Here is an 18,914-nt window from a genome sequence, read left to right as displayed (position 1 = left end):
TCAAAAAGCCCGGCGATGCTGTAATGCTGTTCACTTAAGCGGAACAGCATTGCGGCGATACCGGGCTTTTTCGGGAGGTCATTCCATCGGACAGGGTCAGGATTTCTCCCGCGCAATGGCCCGATAGGCAATGTCCTTGCGATAAAACATACCGTCCCACTGGATCCTTGCCGCTACCTCGTAAGCACGCTGCTGGGCCTCCGTGACGGTCTGGCCGAGGGCCGTGGCGCATAATACACGGCCACCGTTGGTGACCACCTGATCGCCATTGAGCCGGGTGCCGGCATGGAAGACTTTTTCGCCGGCGGTTTCGGATTCCGGTAGCCCGGATATGACGTCCCCTTTATTGTAACTGCCGGGGTAGCCACCGGCGGCCAGCACAATGCCGACAGACGCACGGTCATCCCATTTGGAGTCGCACTGGTCCAGTTTGCCATCAATGGCAGCACCACACAGTTCCACCAGATCGGACTTCATACGCAGCATAATCGGCTGGGTTTCCGGGTCGCCGAAGCGGCAGTTGAACTCGATGACTTTCGGGGCGCCGGCGCTGTCGATCATCAGGCCGGCGTAAAGGAAACCTTTGTACGGGTAGCCTTCGGCCGCCATGCCACGCACAGTCGGATAGATGACTTCGTCCATGATGCGCTGGTGAATATCCGCCGTCACCACCGGGGCCGGTGAGTAGGCACCCATACCGCCGGTATTGGGGCCGGTGTCACCGTCACCAACCCGTTTATGGTCCTGGGAGGTGGCCATGGGCAGGACGTGTTCGCCGTCCACCATGACGATGAAGCTGGCTTCCTCGCCGTCGAGGAATTCCTCGATAACCACCCGGCTGCCAGCGTCACCGAAGGCATTACCGGCAAGCATGTCACGGATGGCGTCTTCGGCTTCTTGCAGGGTCATCGCCACAATCACGCCTTTACCCGCCGCCAGGCCGTCGGCCTTGACCACAATGGGGGCGCCTTGTTCACGGACATAGGTCAGTGCTTCATCCACATCGGTGAAGTTGGCATAGGCGGCCGTGGGGATGTTGTGGCGAGCCAGGAAATCCTTGGTGAAGGCCTTGGAGCCTTCCAGTTGCGCCGCGCCGGCGCTGGGGCCGAAAACTCGCAGGCCCCGTTCCTCGAATCTGTCGACGATGCCGGCAACCAGTGGCGCTTCCGGACCAACGATGGTCAGGCCGACGTTGTTCGCTGCGGCGAAATCCGCCAGCCCGTCCAGGTCCATAACGTCGATGTTGATGTTTTCCAGACCGGCTTCCCTGGCGGTGCCGGCGTTGCCGGGGGCAACGAATACCCGGTCCGCGACCGGGGACTGGGCGGCTTTCCAGGCCAGAGCGTGTTCGCGGCCGCCGGAGCCTATTACAAGAATGTTCATAGTCGGTTCCTGATTGTCGGATTATGCCTGCGGCTAAATCCGACCTACGGTTCAAATCTGAGGCTAGAGGTAGGTCGGATTAGCCGCAGGCGTAATCCGACACCGTGCTCACCCAATCGATCAATGCCGGAAATGGCGCATGCCGGTGAACACCATGGCAATGCCGTGTTCGTTGGCGGCGTCGATCACTTCCTGGTCGCGCATGGAGCCGCCGGGCTGGATGACGGCGGTGATGCCGGCCTGTGCCGCAGCGTCGATGCCATCCCGGAACGGGAAGAAGGCATCCGAAGCCATCACTGAGCCTTTCACTTCCAGGCCTTCATCGGCGGCCTTGATGCCTGCGATTTTCGCGCTGTAGACCCGGCTCATCTGACCAGCGCCGACGCCAATGGTACGTCCGGCCTTGGCGTAGACAATGGCGTTGGATTTGACGTACTTGGCCACTTCCCAGGCGAACAGCAGGTCATTCAGTTCCTGCTCGGAAGGTTGCCGCTCAGTCACTACCTTGACGTCCTCCATGGCCACCATGCCCAGATCACGGTCCTGCACCAGCAGGCCGCCGGTGACACGCTTGTAGTCCATGGATTTTGCACGCTCGCCATCGAACTCGCCACAGGCGAGCAGTCGCACATTTTTCTTGGCGGCCACCAGTTCCACCGCGTCTGCGGCGATGGTCGGGGCAATGATCACTTCCACGAACTGGCGGTCAATGATGGCCCTGGCGGTTTCCGCGTCCAGCTCCCGGTTAAAGGCGATGATGCCGCCAAAGGCGGAGGTCGGGTCGGTGGCAAACGCCAGGTCATAGGCCTGGCGAATGTCAGCGCCGATGGCAACACCGCAGGGATTGGCGTGCTTGACGATCACGCAGGCGGGATCGGCGAACGGCTTCACGCACTCAAGGGCGGCATCGGTATCCGCGACGTTGTTGTAGGACAGTTCCTTGCCCTGGAGCTGCCTGGCGGTGGCGACGCAGGCTTCCCGCGGGTTGCGCTCGGCGTAGAAGGCGGCGCGCTGGTGGGGGTTTTCCCCGTAACGCATGTCCTGAACCTTGACGAACTGGGCGTTGAAGGTTCGGGGGAAGTCAGCGTTGTCGTTGTCCGGGGTGCGGCCGCCCAGATAGTTGGCAATGGCGCCGTCATAGCCAGCTGTATGTTCGAAGGCTTTGACCGCCAGGTCGAAACGGGTGTTGTAGGTCAGCTGGCCATCGTTTTCTTCCAGTTCGTCCAGTACCCGGCCGTAGTCCGAAGCATTCACCACGATGGCAACATCGTTGTGGTTCTTGGCGGCGGCCCGCACCATGGTTGGTCCACCGATATCGATGTTCTCGATGGCGGTGGGCAGATCGCAGTCAGGGTTGGCGACCGTGTCTTCGAACGGGTAGAGGTTAACCACCACCATATCGATGGGGTTGATGCCGTGCTCCCCCATCACGCTGTCATCGGTGCCGCGCCGGCCCAGGATGCCACCATGGATTTTCGGGTGCAGAGTCTTTACCCGGCCATCCATCATTTCCGGAAAGCCGGTGTAATCGGACACTTCGGTCACCGGGATGTTGTTCTCCTTCAGCAGGCGGAAGGTGCCGCCGGTGGAGAGCAGTTCAATGCCGCGCTCGGTCAGTGCGCGGCCGAAATAGACGATGCCGGATTTGTCGCTGACACTGATCAGCGCGCGACGGACGGGGGTGTTAGCCTGGTTTGCCATGGGTCATATTCTTTGCTGGAGATGAACGAATAAGGGCCTCGCGAATGGTGTCCGGGAGGCCCTCGTTTCAATCGGGTAGCTGGATTATAGCAGACCGTACTGCTTCAGCTTCTTGCGCAGGGTGCCGCGATTCAGTCCCAGCATGGTGGAGGCCTTGGTCTGGTTGTTGCGGGTGTATTTCATCACCTGCTCCAACAGGGGTGCCTCCACTTCGGACAGCACCAGCTGGTACACCTCTGTGACCGGTGCTCCGTCCAACTGGGCGAAGTAGTTCTTCAGGGCAACTTCGACGCTGTCACGCAGGGTGACGCTGTTGCCGCTGCTGTTCACCGTCTGCAACTGATGAATGTCATCGTTTGCGGATGGGCTCAGGTTGTCGTTTGCCAAAGTCTCAGCGGTCATGCTGCGAATACCTCTCCATTTCGTAAGCCTGCAAAGTACTGTTGAATACTGTCTCTTTGCTCCGTCGCCTCGTCCAGGGCGTTGAAGCGTTTGCGGAACTGTTTGCTCTCCTCGTGGGACTGCAGATACCAGCCCACGTGTTTTCTGGCAATGCGCACACCCATGAAGTCGCCGTAAAACTCATGCAGGGCATCCAGGTGTTGCGTCAGGATCTGCTCCACCTCAGCCAGCGGAGGGGGAGCCAGGTGTTTTCCGGTCTCCAGGAAATGCAGGATTTCCCGAAAGATCCAGGGCCGGCCCTGAGCTGCCCGGCCAATCAACAAACCATCGGCACCGGTGTGCTGGAGTACCTGTTTTGCCTTCTCTGGTGAGGTTATATCACCGTTGGCAAATACCGGGATGCTGACGCGGGATTTCACTTCCGCAATCGTGTCGTACTCGGCGTCGCCCTTATAGGCGTCCTTCCGGGTGCGACCGTGAACAGCCAGTGCCTGAATTCCGGCATCTTCTGCCATCCGTGCAATCAGCGGCGCGTTACGATGATCCCGGTCCCAGCCAGTCCTCATTTTCAGGGTGACCGGGATGTCCACGGCGGCGACGACGGCCTCCAGAATTTTTCTGACCAGACCTTCGTCCTTCATCAGTGCGGAACCCGCGGCCTTGTTACAGACTTTCTTGGCCGGGCAGCCCATGTTGATGTCGATGATCTGGGCGCCGTACTCGGCATTCAGTTTCGCGGCGTGGGCCAGCATCTCGGGATCGCCACCGGCAATCTGAACCGATCTGGGTTCCGGTTCGCCCGCGTGGTTCATGCGGGTTCTGGATTTGCGCGTGTGCCAGAGCTTGCTGTCCGCTATGACCATTTCCGATACGGCCAGCCCGGCGCCCATCTTCCGGCACAGCAGGCGGAACGGGCGATCCGTCACACCCGCCATGGGGGCAACGATTAGCGGGTTGGGCAACGTGTACGGCCCGATTTTTGCCGTTGGCAGCATGATCTGAGTCCGTGTCACAGCGGTTCAAGCAAGGATCGGAGCAGATCGATTGCTCAATAAGTGACCGATCCTGATCCGAAGGGCGGTAATGATACCGCCGGGACGCCAGCGATTGAAGGGGCAAGGAGGTGAAAAAATTGATTATTTTTCGTGCTTTCTGGTTGACTTTTAGTCTGTTCGATGGCGTCTGCCGCGGTTAGCAAGTGAATGCTGGCTTACTCGGGGTTGTAGGCCCGGAAGGCGATGTTGTAGTTCACCGCATCCCTGCCCGGATCCCGGATGCTGATCGCAATTCGCACCGGTGTGTCCGTTGGCATGGCTGACAATTGATGACCTTCGCCGGCAATGTATTCATCCGGAGTGAATACGCTTTGGGCGACCACGTCGCCGTTCAGGTTGGAGAAGGTGAGGGCAATGGCTGGAAAAGGTTGAGAAAACGTTGCCCGATTGATAATCACGGCTTCCACCAACAGTTGGCTGCGGTTGTCGGGATTGGTCCGAACCACCAGTTTGCGGCTCTGGATGGCGTCTACGTCGACCAGAGGCTTGAGTTCACAGCCGGCCAGTTCGCAACCTTTCTCGTAAAAAGGTCTCAGTTCAGGAATGGCAGACAGGCGGTCAAACTGGAACCAGACGACCTGGGCCACCAGTACGCCAATCAGTGCCAGTACCGTCAGGCTCCACAATACCGTGCGCAGTCGTCCGCCGGAGCCGCGATGTACGGACACCGGTTCCCGCCGGAGGTCACTGTAGGGGCGGTGTGTTGTCAGCGGCTCCTCCGGTTCAGCTTCCTCTGCTACGGGGCTTTCGATAGACGCCGTCTCTTGATGGTCCCTGGTGGGCTCCAGGCTGAGGGCGGTATTGGCCGGCGTGGCCGGTGTATCCTCGGGTGGCGTCTGATCCTCCCCGGGCTCAAGGTCCGCGCCAGACCGGACAGACGGTTCGATTTCCGGTTGGGGTTCGTTGTAGGGCTCTGTCCATGGCTCGGGCTCACGGGTGGCCGATATGCCGCTATGTCCCCCGCTGATGTCATCGTCAACAAGCATGGCTTCGGCCCAGCTTTCATCGATATCATCGTCGGTACGATTGTCTTCGGCTTCGAATTCCGATTCGGAGCCTTTTTCAATGGAACGAAAGCTGTCACTGAGCTCGTCTTCGGAGAAGGTCATCCGGGAGCCGGCGTATCGCCCCTCAACTGCGTCCTCTTCCGGATTGTCGGCGAAAACAAAATCATCGTCAGCTGAGAAGCCGCTGGCGGAATCGGTGGATTCCGCGTCCGATGACGCGGGCGAGGTGGGTGGCGGCGGTGCTGCCGGCGCTGCGGGTTTTACCTGGTGCTCGATGGCGTTGAAGACTTCCATGCAGTTTCCGCAGCGCACTTTGCCTTTGGCAATACTGAGTTGCTCTTCCGTTACCCGGAACCGGGTATCGCAATTAGGGCATCGTGTCTGCAGGCTGCTTTGGGTCATGCTTTGTTCCTGTAAGCGACTTCGCTACGAGTCACGGAGTTTAGTCGTTCACAGTGGATTCGTCACCTGTCGTTGCGTCGTCCTGTGAGTCGTATCCACTCTTCCTGTTGCTCGGGTTCATCCATTACAAACCAGGGCTCATAGGCCGCCATGACCTCCCGTGCCTGGTTGGACAGAATGCCGGACAGCACCAGGTCACCGCCGGGTTTGACCCGGGAAGCCAGGTGCGATGCCAGTCCGATCAGCGGCTGGGCCAGGATGTTGGCGAGAACGATATCCGCGCGGGTATCGGGCTCGTGCTCGGGCAGGTACAGGTCCAGACGGCTGTTTTCGACGCCATTGCGCTGGGCATTGTCGCGGCTGGCTTCGAGTGCCTGTGGATCGGTGTCTACACCGATCACGTGATCGGCGCCCAGTAACAGCGCCGCCAGGCCGAGAATACCGGAGCCGCAACCGTAATCGATGACCTGCTTACCCTGCACGTCCTGACCGTCCAGCCACTGCAGGCACAGCGCCGTGGTAGGGTGAGTGCCGGTGCCAAAAGCCAGGCCAGGGTCAAGCATCAGGTTGGCAGCGTCGGGATCGGGAGCGTCATGCCAGCTGGGGACAATCCACAGCCGTGCGCCGAACTGCAAGGGCTGGAAGTCGTCCATCCAGGCACGCTCCCAGTCCTTGTCTTCCACCAGGGTCACCGCAATCTCCGGTAACGACTGTTGGGTCTGCTGATGCCAGGCATCGGTGACAGCGGCACATAACTGGTCGATGTCCCGTTCGGAGTCGAACAGGCCGGTGACGCTGGTCTGGTGCCACAGGGGGGTGGTGCCGGGGTCCGGCTCGTATAATGGTTGGTCGGCTGCATCTTCCATGGAGACGGCTTCGGCGCCCATCTCCATGAGCAGATCTTCCAGCTGATCCGCGTTGTCCGGATCAGCCGGGATCTGAAGTTGTATCCAGGGCATGTGTGGTTCAATCCCGCATCAGTTTTTCCAGGTAATGGATGGTGAAGTCTACCTGTTTAAAGCCACCATCGCGTACCAGTTTCCGATGCAGGGGTTGATTGGTCTTGATGCCTTCGACAACCAGTTCGTCCAGGGCGTTCTTCATCCGCCGACGGGCAATCTCACGATCGTCGCCCCAGGTGATCAGTTTGGCCACCAGGGAATCGTAGTACGGGGGCACCGTATAGCCGCTGTACAGATGCGAGTCGACCCGGATACCGTTGCCGCCAGGGGCATGGAAGTGCTTGACCTTGCCCGGGCTGGGAACAAACGTCTTGGGATCTTCGGCATTGATCCGGCATTCCAGGGCGTGACCGGAAATGCGGATATCGTCCTGGGTGTATTGCAGGGGCAGGCCGCTGGCAACGCGGAGCTGCTCGCGCACGATGTCGACACCGGTGACCATCTCGGAGACCGGATGTTCCACCTGGACCCGCGTGTTCATCTCGATGAAGTAGAACTCGCCGTCCTGGTACAGGAACTCGAAGGTGCCTGCACCCACATAACCGATTTCCTTGCAGGCGTCCACGCAGGCCTTGAGTGTGCGCTCGCGGGATTCCGGGTTGATGTTCGGAGCCGGCGCCTCTTCGATTACCTTCTGGTTGCGGCGCTGCATCGAGCAATCGCGGTCCCCCAGGTGGATGCAGTTGCCGTGCATGTCAGCCAGCACCTGAACTTCGACGTGCCGTGGATGCTCCAGGAATTTTTCCAGGTAGACCGTCGGGTCGCCGAAGGCGTTGCGGGCTTCGCTCTGGGTAATCTGGACACCCTTTAGCAGTGCCGCTTCCGAGTGAACCACCTGCATGCCACGGCCACCGCCACCGGACGCGGCCTTGATCATCACCGGATAGCCGATCTCACGGGCAATGCGCAGGGTGCGCTCCTCGTCGTCGGTCAGTGGACCGTCGGAACCAGGAACCGTAGGTACGCCCGCCTTGATCATCGCGTTAATGGCAGACACCTTGTTGCCCATGAGGCGAATGGTCTCCGCTCTCGGGCCGATGAAGCGGAAGCCGCTTTTCTCTACCTGCTCGGCGAAATCGGCGTTCTCGGCCAGGAAACCGTAGCCCGGGTGAATGCCGACAGAATCGGTCACTTCCGCCGCACTGATAATGGTGGGGATGTTGAGGTAGCTGTCCGTCGCGCTGTTCGGGCCAATACACACGGATTCATCCGCAAGGCGAACATGCATCAGGTCACGATCGACCTGTGAGTGTACCGCGACGGTCTTGATCCCCAACTCTTTACAGGCGCGAAGGATGCGGAGCGCGATCTCTCCCCGGTTTGCGATCAGAACTTTTTCTAACATAGCCATGATGTGCAATCACCGAGTTCAGGAAATGACGACCAGAGGCTGGTCGAACTCTACTGGCTGACCGTTCTCCACCAGGATTTCGGTGACGGTGCCGCTCTTGTCTGATTCGATCTGGTTCATCATTTTCATGGCTTCTACGATGCAGACCACTTCACCTGCCTTGACCTCCTGACCGACTTCCACGAAGGCCTTGGCCGTCGGCGACGGTGAGCGATAGAAGGTGCCGACCATGGGTGAGTTGACGGTATGACCGGAGGGCGCAGCGGGGGTTGCGCTTTCGCTGGCCGCAGGTGCCGGAGCTTCGGCGGCCGGAGCAGGCTGCGGAGCAGGATTGGGCGCCGGGTAGTGGGCCATGTACTGAGTGGCGGCAGCCTGTTCACCGCGACGGGAGATGCGAACGGAGTCGTCACCTTCGTGAATCTCCAGCTCCTCGACGTCGGATTCCTCCAGGAGCTCAATCAGCTTCTTGATTTTACGAATGTCCATAGTCAGTTAAGTCCCGTATTGTCTGTGGTCTATCGGTGAATTCGCTGCAGGGCGGCCTGAAGTGCGAGGTCGTACCCCTGGCTGCCCAGCCCGCAGATAACGCCTTCGGCGATATCGGAAAAATAGGAGTGATGCCGGAACGCTTCCCGCGCATGCACATTGGAAAGGTGCACCTCGATAAAGGGTATACCCGATGCCAGCAAGGCGTCCCTCAGGGCCACACTGGTGTGGGTAAATGCCGCCGGGTTGATAATAATGAAATCCACCCCTTCATTGCGTGCATCATGGATTCGCTCAATCAGTTCGTACTCCGCATTGGACTGCAGGTGCAGCAGGTGATGGCCCTGTTTTGCTGCCTGCTGGTGAAGCCGGTCGTCAATATCCGCCAGGGTTTCATGGCCATACAGCTCCGGTTCCCGGGTGCCCAACATGTTCAGATTGGGGCCATGGAGTACGAGTATAGTCGACATGATGATACGTGCCTTGTTTCCATTATTTTCTACAGGATCGCCGAAAATGGCGTCATTTTCCATTCATGGTGCGTGCTCATGGCTTTCGGATCAATACATTTCGACGTTCCGGATGTGATGGCGGATAACTCTCACATTGCGAATCATTGTCGGAGGGTGCCGGCCACACGTCCATAAGACGTTTGTTTCATTTCCGACGGTTTGGCAGTCCTTTTAGACCATCGTCTAACAAGTTCGGTTTACGACGGAAGTGGTGCCGATCTCCGGCTGAAGTGTACTTTTTTAACGCCTCTCTCTGCTGCCAGACTCGGGGTTTCTGATACTGCCGGAGCAGGGAGGACTTCATGCGAGACACCGAACTATGCAAAAGACTGTTGGTGTTACAGGAGCCCTGGGGCATTTCCCGGGTGCGGGTGGATGTTCAGAGTCAGGAGCTGCATGTCTATCTGACCACCGGCAAACCCTGGTTCGGCCGCTCGCCATTTGAACAGCACAAGTGGCGTTGGCGGCACATTAACGTGGGCACTTACAAGACATACATCCACGCCACGTTGCCGGATGAAGGGGGCATCGCCAACGAGTCCCAGCCGTTCCTGGGCAGTGTGGGACAGGATTACACCCATGGTCTGGCGCGACAGGTGATTGAGTGTCTTCAGGCTGGCCTCGGGTATCGTCAGATTTGCGAGTTGTTGGGCATTGATGTCTATCTTGCCTGGCAGATCCGCCATGGGATCAATGAGGGGCAGTTTCCCGATGTTGGTGGCAAGCTGGCATCACAGATGTCTGATGAGGAAGACGCAGAGCCGGCGCGGCAAGCCATTCCTGCCACCGGCGATCCGGTCTGGTTCAATCTGCTGGAGTCAGAGCAGCCATTCCACGCCAACATGCTGGGCCTGAAATTGCTGCTGGCCCGGACGCGTCAGGAGTTTTCAAGGCTGGCCAGCGAGGATGCGAAAATCATACGGGTCAATGCGGTCCGGCGTTTCTTTATCCGGCATGAAAAGCAACTGGGTGATGAAATTGCCCAGTTGGACAAATTCCGTAGCCAGACAGAGGCAGGCAGCTATGAGTGACGGTTCCCGTAACGGACTGATGACGCCGGACCAGGCATCGGCGCTGATTGATTCCGGTGCGGCGCTGAGTATCGCCGGTGACCGGGAGCTGTTGCTGGCGCTGCCGAAAGGCAACTGGATTGGCGGAACGACACCTTATTTTGTCGCCAGTCAGGGCGGCCTGTGTAGCCGGGATTTTGTTTATGTCCAATGCCTGCATGGAGTCGGAGCGTCGATCAGGAACTATGATGGCGACCATCTTCCCCATGTCCTGGAGGACGCCCCCGAACATGGCTACTCCCTTATTATCCTGCCTGCCGGTAGTCGGGTACTGGAAGACTATGCGCGCTATGCGCCCACCTACTTCGATATGTTTATCAAGCCAATAGCGGGTTGGGTATCCGGCGTGCATGTGGCGGAGCTAGGGCAGGTCAGTGCAGCCGTGGTGGATGGTCGTACCGGCGATCTGTTTACCGATCGGGCTGTTGTCCTGCATGTCCAGTTGCCTGAGCATGAATCCGTTACGGTGCACACGGTCAACTTGTTCGAGGCGGGCGATGGACCGGAGCTGGAATTTGCCGCCACGGGGTTCTCCGCGGAAGACTGCCTGATCGATGGTCAGCCGGGCAACCTCGCGGATACCCTGCAGGCGTCTGGCACCGACAGGCGCGGGCCGCTGGTGGCGGATTACTGTGGAGCACTGGTCAATGTCAGTATTCAGGCGGTGGATGCACAGGAAAGATCTGTCCGATTCTATGCCCCGGTTTTCGAGGGGGTTCGTTATCGATTCGCCAAACCGGTGGACAATTACCCCGAGGCTTTTCTGGCCGCTATGCCGGAGGATTCCGGTGAGGTGCTGTTCAGTTGCAACTGCATATTGAACTATCTGGACTCGAATCTGGAAGGGCAACGCACCGGCCAGTTGACGGGGCCGATCACCTTTGGTGAGGTCGCCTATCAGTTGCTGAATCAGACAGCGGTGTATCTGACGCTGGAACGGGACTGACCGGGCGTCAGTCCGTGGCCGCCGTCACACAGTTCCTGCCAAGTTCCTTGGCCTTGTACAGTGCCCGGTCAGCGCGCTCACACAGGGCCTGGGAGCTGTCGCCGGTCCAGGCTGCCACACCGCAACTGAACGTGACATTGAAATCCCGGTCGCCGGCGGGCTGTTGCAGTTCCGAGAAGCGCTCACGGATTTCATTGAGCACGTTGCGGGCATCGCTTTCCCGGGTGTCGGGCAGAATGATGGCGAATTCTTCTCCGCCATAGCGGCCGATATGATCGGTCTTACGCAGGCGCTGTTTGAGGAACATGGACAAGCTGCGTAACACGCGATCGCCGATCGGGTGGCCAAACGTATCGTTCACTTTCTTGAAATAGTCGATGTCGATCATCGCAAAGCATAGGGATGTCTCCTTCAGCTTTGCGCGAGCAATCTCCTGATCCAGTAGATGGAGAGTGTGAGTGTGGTTGTACAGGCCGGTGAGGCTGTCCCGGATCATCAGAGCCAGCAGGGAGCGGGCACGTCGTCCGCGGTTGTGAATGGTGGCGACCAGGTGTTTGGGATCGATGGGTTTGGTCAGGAAGTCGTCGCCCCCGAGGCTCATGGCGTGCAGCTGCTTGGAAACGTCCTCCTCGGCGGACAGATAGATGATGGGAACGCTGTGCAGTTTGTCCTGCTGGCGGATCACCCGTGCGATCTCCATGCCGGTGCATCCGGGCATGTACATGTCGAGGACAATGATTTCCGGTGAGAACTCTTCCAGTGCATGAATAATCTGCATCGGGTCGGTAATGATGTGGGCCTTCATGCCGGCTTTTTTCAGGACGGTTTCCATGAACTTGGCCTGAGCGCGGGAGTCGTCCAGCACCAGTACCCGGTATGGCTCCACCGTGTTGCCATGGGTATAACTTTCGATTTTCTCGATCAGTTGGCCGGGGTCGACCGCCGGATAGAAGAACTCTTCACCTCCGCAGCGGGAAGCCCGCAGGCGGGTTTCGATTGTGCCATCCTCATCGCTCATGAAGATGACGGGGATGGGGGTGTCATGGCGTTCCTGCAGGCACTCGATAGTGGCGATTCCGGCGTTGGCTTTATCACCGAAATTGACGTCCATCAGGATGGTTTCGGGCTTGTGCAGGGCGCAGGCTTCAATAAGCTGGTCGGCGTCACTGAATGCCGAGGCCCGGAAACCGAAAAATTCCAGCTGGCGAATCAGCCGCCTGGCCATTTCATCATTGGCCAGGGCAATATAAACCGGCGTCCGGCGAAACTGCCGGGGGGTATCCGCCGTGTTTTCATCGGTTCGGCGAAGTGTGTTGCGAGACAGGAGCTCTATGGCATCCTGCAGCTGCCGTTCCAGGCCTTCCGGAAGGTTCTCTCCGGTCGGCCAGTCTTCAAGGAGCGTCAGTACCTTTTTGCCGGCATCGGAATGGCCGGCCATTTCGAAGCGCTGGGCATAGCGGACCAGTTTGTCCGTGGCGGTGATGAAGTCCCCGCGAAAGGCGGCGGATTGCTGGTTGTTACCATGAATTTTCTGCCAGGTGTCGAGCACCACTCTTGCCTGTGTTGTTACGCGGCGGGCAAAGTGTTGTCTGAGTTTCTCTTTCTGGCTTTCATCGTTCATTGTAATCCGACCTGCCTTTTCTCGTTACTGAGTCGCCCCTCTCCGGGACACGAGTCCTCCACAGAGTCTATAGTGTTTAGTGTTGTCGGCGTAGATCATGCAATGTAAATGTTTGTCAACTCTGCGGGGCAGATCACATCAGTGTCCCGGCAGAACCTCATCATTCAGGGTCAGACAGGCCCCGGAGGCCGCCAGTTATGGCACGGATGCAGTCTCTAGCTATGCCTTTTCACCAGAGGGGGCTGATTTCCCTTCGTTCCCTGCTATTGCTCTATACCGGCAGCTTGCTGCTGCTGATTCTGCTGGCCAGCCTTGCCTTTAGCTTTGATCGTTTCCGGGACTATGTGTCGGATCAACTGGAGGGGCATGCCCGCGACGGGGCGACCGCGGTGGGGTTGTCGCTGTCCAACGCCATTGATGGCCGTGATCCTGTGGCGTCTGCATCATTGATTGACTCGGTTTTTGACAGTGGCAGGTACCTGTCGGTGGTGTATTTCGATCATCAGGGTGAATGGATCGCAGGCCGGCAGGCGAGGCTGTCCAGTGCCGGTGTACCGTCCTGGTTTGTGTCATTGGCGGACTTGCCTTTGCCTGTGGGGCAGGCGGAGGTGGTGCGTGGCTGGTCCCGTCTCGGGTATGTGGAAGTCGTCAGTCACCCGGGGCGGGCTTATCGCGATCTCTGGCATGTGACCATAGGGATGATCGGCGGAACCATGGTGGTTGGCACCATCGGATTATTGTTGTTGTTCTGGATGGTGAGACGGCTGCTCAAGCCGCTGAAAGCGCTGGAAAAGCAGGCCGAGGCGCTGGGGCGAAGAGACTTTCGCAAGCGTGTCGAGATAAATTCTACTCGTGACCTGAACCAGGTCACCCGTGCGATGAACCAGATGGCGGATGACCTCGGCGACCTGTTCGAGGGACAGGCGAAACTGATTCAACACCTGCGGCGGGTCAGTAATGAAGACAGCGTCACCGGGCTGGCCAGCCGCAGTGCCTTCGATCAGCGCCTGAAAGTTGAGGTGGAATCGGAGGAGCGGGCGGCTCCGGGGGTATTGTTCCTGATACAGCTCGACGACTTTGCTCTGTACAACCAGACCTATGGCCGTAGTGAAGGTGACCGTTTGCTTCTGGGTATTGCTGGCGTTATCAATCAGTTTGTCCGGGCCCACACGGGCGCATTTGCCGGCCGTAGAAGTGGTGCCGAATTCGCCATTTTTTTGCCCGGAGTGACCCAGGCAGATGGCGTTGTCTGGTGTCATCAACTGATCGAAGAACTGGATGGTGTGTATGCTGACCGGGCATCCCCCATGGAGGTGATGGTCCACGCTGGCGTGGCTCAGGCGCTGGAAAGCCGGAATGCACGGGAACTGATGACCGCAGCGGATGAGGCGCTGCGACAGGCTCAGACCAGTCCCCAGACCGAGTGCTACGCGGCGGACCCGGAGCGGACCGGTCATCACAATCTGGAAACCTGGCGCGCGATAATCCGCCGTGCCATTGATCAGGACCGTTTGTCACTGTGGCTGCAGCCCATGGTGGTCAACGGCAATGGCGATCTGGTCTATCATCAGGTGTTTTCACGTATCGAGAGCGATGAGGGTGAGCTCAGGGCTGCGGTGTTTGTGCCAATCGCCGAGCGCTTCGATATGATCGCGGACATTGACCGGCTGGTGGCGCGTCATGCGCTTCTTCTGCTTGAACGACAACCACAGTCGAGTCTGGCGTTGACCCTGGGGGCTTCCTCCGTTGCCAGTGAATCGTTCCGGCAAGACCTGATTGAGCGTCTGGAGTCGGCCGGGCCTGCGCGTGAACGCCTCTGGGTTGGTATTTCGGAACAAACCGTGCACCATCACCGGACGGCGGTCGGCTTGCTGGTGCGAGCGCTGAACCGGCTCAATGTGGCGGTCCTGGTGGACCGCTTCGGGGTCGGCGGCGTACCTTTCAGTTACCTGAGGAATCTGAGGTTCCAGGGCCTTCGTATTGATAACAGCTTTATTCATGGTATTGATAGCCATGAAGAAAACCGCTTTTATCTGGAGTCTGTGGTGGCAATCGCCCATAGTCGGGGGGTAAAAGTGTTCGCGACAGGCGTAGAGACCGCCGAAGAATACAAGGTCTTGTGTACATTGGGTGTGGATGGTGCGATGGGGTACCATCTGGGCCGGCCGTTCCAGGCGGATAACGATAACTGACAGGGGGTTGAGTAACCGATGCCGGGCAGAATCAGACAGTATTTCAGGGATCGTAAGGACGATGTACAGGATTACACCGATGGAAGCGGTGTGATTGGTAAATTCATCCTCATTGTACTGGGCGTGTATCTGCTGGTAACGGTGATACTGGGTATGTTCTGGAGCAGCGAGCCGGACACCTTTTCGGTGCGGGAGCATACCCGCGCCGTGGCTTCTGAAATGGATCGGGAGCCGGTGGCGGGGTTTGCCACCACCGTGACCATGATCCGTGTTGCGGAAACCCTGCTGGACAAGTCCGGTGGCTATATTTCCAACGACATCTTTCCGCCCGGGCTGTGGTTGGACAACATGCCAAGCTGGGAGTACGGCGCGCTGGTACAGCTGCGGGATTTGTCCCGGGCCATGCGCAAGGATATCAGCCGGTCCCAGAGCCAGTCGGCGGAAGATCCGGACCTGATCGTGGCGGAACCCCAGTTCCATTTTGACAGTGGCAGCTGGGCCATTCCTTCCACCGAGGCGGAATACCGCCGGGGTATCGAAGCGCTGTATCGCTATCTGGACCGGCTGTCGCGTCGGGACCAGCCCTCTGCCCAGTTTTTTGCCCGGGCGGACAACCTGAACAACTGGCTGGCGGACCTGGAGACCCGTCTCGGCAGCCTGTCCCGTACCCTGGGTGAGAGTGTTGGCAAGACCTCCGTATCGGAGGCGGTCGCCACCATCAACCCCGATGATCCGCTGGCCGAGGAGGCCACGGGGGAGGAGGTCAAGACCCCCTGGACCAAGATCGACGACGTGTTCTATGAAGCCCGCGGCAGTTCCTGGGCCCTGTTGCACATTTTCCAGGCCATTGAGGTCGACTTCCGCAAGGTGTTGAACGATAAAAATGCCATGGCCAGTGTGAAGCAGATTATCATCGAGCTGGAAGGCGCTCAGGGCGCTATGTGGAGTCCGGTGATCCTCAACGGCAGCGGTTTCGGGGTACTGGCGAACCATTCCCTGACCATGGCGGCCTACCTGTCCCGCGCCAGCGCTGCGATCAGTGACATGCGGGATCTGCTGTCCCGGGGCTGACCCCCCGTGACAGCCGGGCTGCCGGCTCTGATCCAGGCACAAAAAAACCGGGCTGTCATGGCCCGGTTTTTTGTGCGAGTGCGGCGTTTAACCCTTGTAGGCGTTAACCGAATCGACGATGGCTTTCCTGGCTTCCTCGGCGTTGCCCCAGCCCTGTACCTTGACCCACTTGCCCGGCTCCAGGGTTTTGTAGTTCTCGAAGAAGTGCTGGATCTGGTCCCGCAGCAACTGAGGCAGGTCTTCGACGTCCTGCACACCCTTGTAGGACGCAGTCAGCTTGTCGTGGGGAACCGCGACCAGCTTGGCATCACCACCGGCTTCGTCTTCCATGTTCAGCACGCCTACCGGGCGGCAGCGGATGACAGAGCCTGCCTGAACCGGGTACGGAGTGACGACCAGAACGTCGAGGGGGTCACCGTCATCGGCCAGGGTATGGGGGATGAAGCCATAGTTGGCCGGGTAAAACATGGGAGTAGCCATGAAACGGTCGACCAGCAGGGCGCCCATGTCCTTGTCCAGCTCGTACTTGACCGGCGAGCTGTTCGACGGAATTTCAATGGCGACGTAGATGTCTTCTGGCGGGTTCTTGCCTGCCGGGATGTTGTCGAAGTTCATGAGCAATCCTTCCTGAGGTACGTTTAACTGCGTTTAAAAAGTGGGCGCAATTATACGGGACTCTGTTGTGGATCGAAACTAAACGTTGGTCTCTCTTCAGAGTCGCATTTGCTTGGCGATCAGTTCCTTCATGATTTCATCGGTGCCGCCGCCGATGGACAGGATCTTCGCATCCCGGTATAGCCGCTCCACCACCGACTCCCGCATGTAGCCCATGCCGCCGTGGATCTGAACCGCCTCACGGGTGACTTTCTCACACACCTCCACCGCAAAGTTCTTGGCCATGGCCACCTGTTTGATGGGGTTCTTGCCGGCCTGCATCAGCGCGGCGCAGCGGTAGGTGTACTCCCGTGCGATCTCCACCTGGGTGGCCATGTCCACCAGTTTGTGGCGGGTCACCTGGAAACGGTCAATGGAGCGGCCGAAAGCCTGACGTTGTTTGGCGTAGGCGAGTGACGCCTCCAGCGCAATGTCCGCTGTGGTGTAAGCCATGATGGACAGCATCAGGCGTTCGGCCAGGAAGTTGCTCATGATGGCAATGAAGCCGGCGTTCTCGGCGCCGATCAGGCGGTTGGCAGGCACGCGGCAGTCCTCGAAAAACAGCTCTGCAGTGTCGCTGGCCCACCAGCCCATTTTTCGCAGCTTCCTGCCGGTGGAGAAACCCGGCATGTCGCGGTCGATCAGTAACAGGCTGATGCCACCATGCCCTTCGCCCCCGGTGCGAACGGCAACGGTGTAGTGATCGGCACGCATGCCGCTGGTGATGAAGGTCTTGCTGCCATTGACGATGTAATGGTCGCCATCGCGGACGGCACGGGTCTTGATGTTGGCCACATCAGAACCGCCGCCGGGTTCGGTGATGGCGAGGGCGGCAATTTTCTCGCCGCGCAGCACCGGCGGCACGATCTGTTCACGCACCTCGGGTTGCGCCCACTTGGCAACCGGTGGCAGGCCAATGTCCAGCGAGCCGAGGCTGGCCACCAGACCGCCTGAGGTAGAGCGCATCAGTTCCTCGGAAACGGCAACTTTCAGGAACACGTCCCCCTCTCCGGTGCCACCGAGGGCTTCCGGAAATCCAATGCCGAGCAACCCGGCATCGCCGGCCTTCTTGTAAATATCACGGGGAAACTCACCGGATTCTTCCCAATCGTCAATGTGGGGAAGCACATGGGTGGCAACAAACTTGCGCGCGCTCAGGCGGGCCTGTTCATGAATATCGTTGAAGTAATCGGACACGGACAACCTCCCAATGATCGTAAACCTTGGGAGGCAGTGTCGCTCAATTGCGAATACCAAGCAAGCGCTTGGTATGGGGTGGGGCTGGCTGGCCTGAATTGCCAGAAAGTCCGACTGAAGTAGGTTAGCTCCCCTGGCGGGGGATGCTTTTTACGCCGCTACTGGTGCCCAGTAGCAACAGATCCGCCGGACGGCGGGCGAACAGTCCGTTGGTAACGATCCCGACAATCTGGTTCAGCTTCTCTTCAACCTGAATGGGGCGGGATATATCCATGTTGTGAATGTCCAGGATGATATTGCCATTGTCGGTGGTGAAGCCTTCGCGGTAGACCGGGTCGCCGCCGAGGCGGACAATTTCACGACCGACATGGCTGCGGGCCATGGGAATGACCTCGACCGGTAGCGGGAAGGTTCCGAGGGTGCCGACCAGCTTGGACTCGTCGGCAATACAGATGAAGGTCTTGGCAACGGCGGCCACGATCTTTTCCCGGGTGAGTGCGCCACCGCCGCCCTTGATCAGTTCCAGGTGTTCGTTGGTCTCGTCGGCGCCGTCCACGTAGAACTCCAGCTCGCCGACGCTGTTCAGATCGTACACGGGAATACCGTGGCTCTTCAGACGTTCTGCGGTGGCGTCCGAACTGGCTACGGCGCCATCGAATTCATTGCGGATGTCCGCCAGCAGGTCGATAAAGAAATTGGCGGTGCTGCCGGTGCCGACACCAATAACGCTGTCGCTATCAAGGCGGGGGGCAATGTAATCCAGTGCGGCCTTGGCAACGGCTTTTTTCAGTTCGTCCTGGGTCATGGGGGAGCTCCGGGTTGGGGATGTGAACAGGTTTGGCGCTATTATAGCCTTTCTGGCGTCATCGCTTATAGACGGAGGGCGACCAAAGTTTCTACAC

17 protein-coding genes are annotated in these 18,914 nt (G+C 58.9%); 4 read left to right on the top strand and 13 right to left on the bottom strand.

The features are described 5' to 3' along the window. Positions 1 to 96: 96 nt before the first annotated feature. The 9 genes from purD to aroQ form a co-directional block, all read right to left on the bottom strand. Positions 97 to 1,383: a phosphoribosylamine--glycine ligase gene (purD, locus tag EHN06_RS17755; RefSeq protein WP_127333833.1), complete on the bottom strand. Its 1,287-nt coding sequence runs from the start codon at positions 1,381 to 1,383 to the stop codon at positions 97 to 99. Positions 1,384 to 1,503: 120 nt separating this feature from the next. Then, a complete protein-coding gene (purH, locus tag EHN06_RS17750) occupies positions 1,504 to 3,084 on the bottom strand; it encodes a bifunctional phosphoribosylaminoimidazolecarboxamide formyltransferase/IMP cyclohydrolase (protein WP_127333832.1) in 1,581 nt (526 codons plus the stop codon). 84 nt (positions 3,085 to 3,168) lie between these two features. Beyond that, entirely contained in the window at positions 3,169 to 3,486 is a 318-nt protein-coding gene (gene fis / locus EHN06_RS17745; protein WP_127333831.1) for a DNA-binding transcriptional regulator Fis, read from the bottom strand. Continuing rightward, entirely contained in the window at positions 3,483 to 4,481 is a 999-nt protein-coding gene (gene dusB, locus EHN06_RS17740) for a tRNA dihydrouridine synthase DusB (protein ID WP_127333830.1), read from the bottom strand. The genes fis and dusB overlap by 4 nt, the downstream gene beginning before the upstream one ends. Before the next feature lie 215 nt (positions 4,482 to 4,696). Continuing rightward, positions 4,697 to 5,950: a DUF3426 domain-containing protein gene (locus EHN06_RS17735; protein WP_127333829.1), complete on the bottom strand. Its 1,254-nt coding sequence runs from the start codon at positions 5,948 to 5,950 to the stop codon at positions 4,697 to 4,699. A 62-nt stretch (positions 5,951 to 6,012) separates the two neighbouring features. Continuing rightward, the gene (gene prmA, locus EHN06_RS17730; protein WP_127333828.1) at positions 6,013 to 6,909 is read right to left on the bottom strand and encodes a 50S ribosomal protein L11 methyltransferase; all 897 of its coding nucleotides are present in this window, start codon (positions 6,907 to 6,909) and stop codon (positions 6,013 to 6,015) included. 7 nt (positions 6,910 to 6,916) lie between these two features. Then, the gene (gene accC / locus EHN06_RS17725; protein ID WP_127333827.1) at positions 6,917 to 8,263 is read right to left on the bottom strand and encodes an acetyl-CoA carboxylase biotin carboxylase subunit; all 1,347 of its coding nucleotides are present in this window, start codon (positions 8,261 to 8,263) and stop codon (positions 6,917 to 6,919) included. Positions 8,264 to 8,281: 18 nt separating this feature from the next. Further along, a complete protein-coding gene (gene accB / locus EHN06_RS17720) occupies positions 8,282 to 8,749 on the bottom strand; it encodes an acetyl-CoA carboxylase biotin carboxyl carrier protein (RefSeq protein ID WP_127333826.1) in 468 nt (155 codons plus the stop codon). A 29-nt stretch (positions 8,750 to 8,778) separates the two neighbouring features. Next, positions 8,779 to 9,219 carry a type II 3-dehydroquinate dehydratase gene (aroQ, locus tag EHN06_RS17715; protein ID WP_127333825.1) on the bottom strand — a complete coding sequence of 147 codons (441 nt, stop codon included), beginning with the start codon at positions 9,217 to 9,219 and terminating at the stop codon, positions 8,779 to 8,781. Between the two features lie 344 nt (positions 9,220 to 9,563). Between aroQ and EHN06_RS17710 the strand changes: the two genes are divergently transcribed. Next, the gene (locus EHN06_RS17710) at positions 9,564 to 10,292 is read left to right on the top strand and encodes a hypothetical protein (protein ID WP_127333824.1); all 729 of its coding nucleotides are present in this window, start codon (positions 9,564 to 9,566) and stop codon (positions 10,290 to 10,292) included. Then, positions 10,285 to 11,277 carry a DUF6976 family protein gene (locus tag EHN06_RS17705; RefSeq protein ID WP_127333823.1) on the top strand — a complete coding sequence of 331 codons (993 nt, stop codon included), beginning with the start codon at positions 10,285 to 10,287 and terminating at the stop codon, positions 11,275 to 11,277. Before EHN06_RS17710 ends, EHN06_RS17705 begins: the two co-directional genes overlap by 8 nt. Positions 11,278 to 11,284: 7 nt before the next feature. Here EHN06_RS17705 and EHN06_RS17700 read toward each other — a convergent pair whose 3' ends face one another. After that, entirely contained in the window at positions 11,285 to 12,898 is a 1,614-nt protein-coding gene (locus EHN06_RS17700; RefSeq protein ID WP_127333822.1) for a diguanylate cyclase, read from the bottom strand. A 197-nt stretch (positions 12,899 to 13,095) separates the two neighbouring features. On the opposite strand from EHN06_RS17700, the gene EHN06_RS17695 reads away from it, so the two are divergent. Both EHN06_RS17695 and EHN06_RS17690 read left to right on the top strand, forming a co-directional pair. Further along, positions 13,096 to 15,090: an EAL domain-containing protein gene (locus EHN06_RS17695; RefSeq protein WP_127333821.1), complete on the top strand. Its 1,995-nt coding sequence runs from the start codon at positions 13,096 to 13,098 to the stop codon at positions 15,088 to 15,090. Between the two features lie 18 nt (positions 15,091 to 15,108). Then, on the top strand, positions 15,109 to 16,161 hold the full coding sequence (locus EHN06_RS17690) for a DUF2333 family protein (protein WP_127333820.1): 1,053 nt from the start codon (positions 15,109 to 15,111) through the stop codon (positions 16,159 to 16,161). 87 nt (positions 16,162 to 16,248) lie between these two features. Here EHN06_RS17690 and ppa read toward each other — a convergent pair whose 3' ends face one another. The 3 genes from ppa to rpiA all read right to left on the bottom strand — a co-directional run bounded on the left by ppa (position 16,249) and on the right by rpiA (position 18,817). Beyond that, entirely contained in the window at positions 16,249 to 16,776 is a 528-nt protein-coding gene (gene ppa, locus EHN06_RS17685; RefSeq protein ID WP_127333819.1) for an inorganic diphosphatase, read from the bottom strand. Between the two features lie 96 nt (positions 16,777 to 16,872). Next, positions 16,873 to 18,012 carry an acyl-CoA dehydrogenase family protein gene (locus EHN06_RS17680; RefSeq protein ID WP_127333818.1) on the bottom strand — a complete coding sequence of 380 codons (1,140 nt, stop codon included), beginning with the start codon at positions 18,010 to 18,012 and terminating at the stop codon, positions 16,873 to 16,875. A gap of 124 nt (positions 18,013 to 18,136) precedes the next feature. After that, positions 18,137 to 18,817: a ribose-5-phosphate isomerase RpiA gene (gene rpiA, locus EHN06_RS17675; protein ID WP_127333817.1), complete on the bottom strand. Its 681-nt coding sequence runs from the start codon at positions 18,815 to 18,817 to the stop codon at positions 18,137 to 18,139. Between the last annotated feature and the right edge of the window lie 97 nt (positions 18,818 to 18,914).

The sequence above is a fragment of the Marinobacter sp. NP-4(2019) genome (assembly GCF_003994855.1).
In the GTDB taxonomy this organism is placed as follows: domain Bacteria; phylum Pseudomonadota; class Gammaproteobacteria; order Pseudomonadales; family Oleiphilaceae; genus Marinobacter.
This window is presented reverse-complemented; position numbering and strand designations above follow the sequence as displayed.

What these genes read in the sequence shown, in the direction of transcription:
- EHN06_RS17705 (WP_127333823.1), top strand. Translation starts at nt 10,285, where the DNA reads ATGAGTGACGGTTCCCGTAACGGACTGATGACGCCGGACCAGGCATCG.
- purH (WP_127333832.1), bottom strand. Translation starts at nt 3,084, where the DNA reads ATGGCAAACCAGGCTAACACCCCCGTCCGTCGCGCGCTGATCAGTGTC.
- EHN06_RS17710 (WP_127333824.1), top strand. Translation starts at nt 9,564, where the DNA reads ATGCGAGACACCGAACTATGCAAAAGACTGTTGGTGTTACAGGAGCCC.
- accC (WP_127333827.1), bottom strand. Translation starts at nt 8,263, where the DNA reads ATGGCTATGTTAGAAAAAGTTCTGATCGCAAACCGGGGAGAGATCGCG.
- ppa (WP_127333819.1), bottom strand. Translation starts at nt 16,776, where the DNA reads ATGAACTTCGACAACATCCCGGCAGGCAAGAACCCGCCAGAAGACATC.
- aroQ (WP_127333825.1), bottom strand. Translation starts at nt 9,219, where the DNA reads ATGTCGACTATACTCGTACTCCATGGCCCCAATCTGAACATGTTGGGC.
- EHN06_RS17735 (WP_127333829.1), bottom strand. Translation starts at nt 5,950, where the DNA reads ATGACCCAAAGCAGCCTGCAGACACGATGCCCTAATTGCGATACCCGG.
- fis (WP_127333831.1), bottom strand. Translation starts at nt 3,486, where the DNA reads ATGACCGCTGAGACTTTGGCAAACGACAACCTGAGCCCATCCGCAAAC.
- purD (WP_127333833.1), bottom strand. Translation starts at nt 1,383, where the DNA reads ATGAACATTCTTGTAATAGGCTCCGGCGGCCGCGAACACGCTCTGGCC.
- accB (WP_127333826.1), bottom strand. Translation starts at nt 8,749, where the DNA reads ATGGACATTCGTAAAATCAAGAAGCTGATTGAGCTCCTGGAGGAATCC.
- dusB (WP_127333830.1), bottom strand. Translation starts at nt 4,481, where the DNA reads ATGCTGCCAACGGCAAAAATCGGGCCGTACACGTTGCCCAACCCGCTA.
- EHN06_RS17700 (WP_127333822.1), bottom strand. Translation starts at nt 12,898, where the DNA reads ATGAACGATGAAAGCCAGAAAGAGAAACTCAGACAACACTTTGCCCGC.
- EHN06_RS17695 (WP_127333821.1), top strand. Translation starts at nt 13,096, where the DNA reads ATGGCACGGATGCAGTCTCTAGCTATGCCTTTTCACCAGAGGGGGCTG.
- rpiA (WP_127333817.1), bottom strand. Translation starts at nt 18,817, where the DNA reads ATGACCCAGGACGAACTGAAAAAAGCCGTTGCCAAGGCCGCACTGGAT.
- prmA (WP_127333828.1), bottom strand. Translation starts at nt 6,909, where the DNA reads ATGCCCTGGATACAACTTCAGATCCCGGCTGATCCGGACAACGCGGAT.
- EHN06_RS17690 (WP_127333820.1), top strand. Translation starts at nt 15,109, where the DNA reads ATGCCGGGCAGAATCAGACAGTATTTCAGGGATCGTAAGGACGATGTA.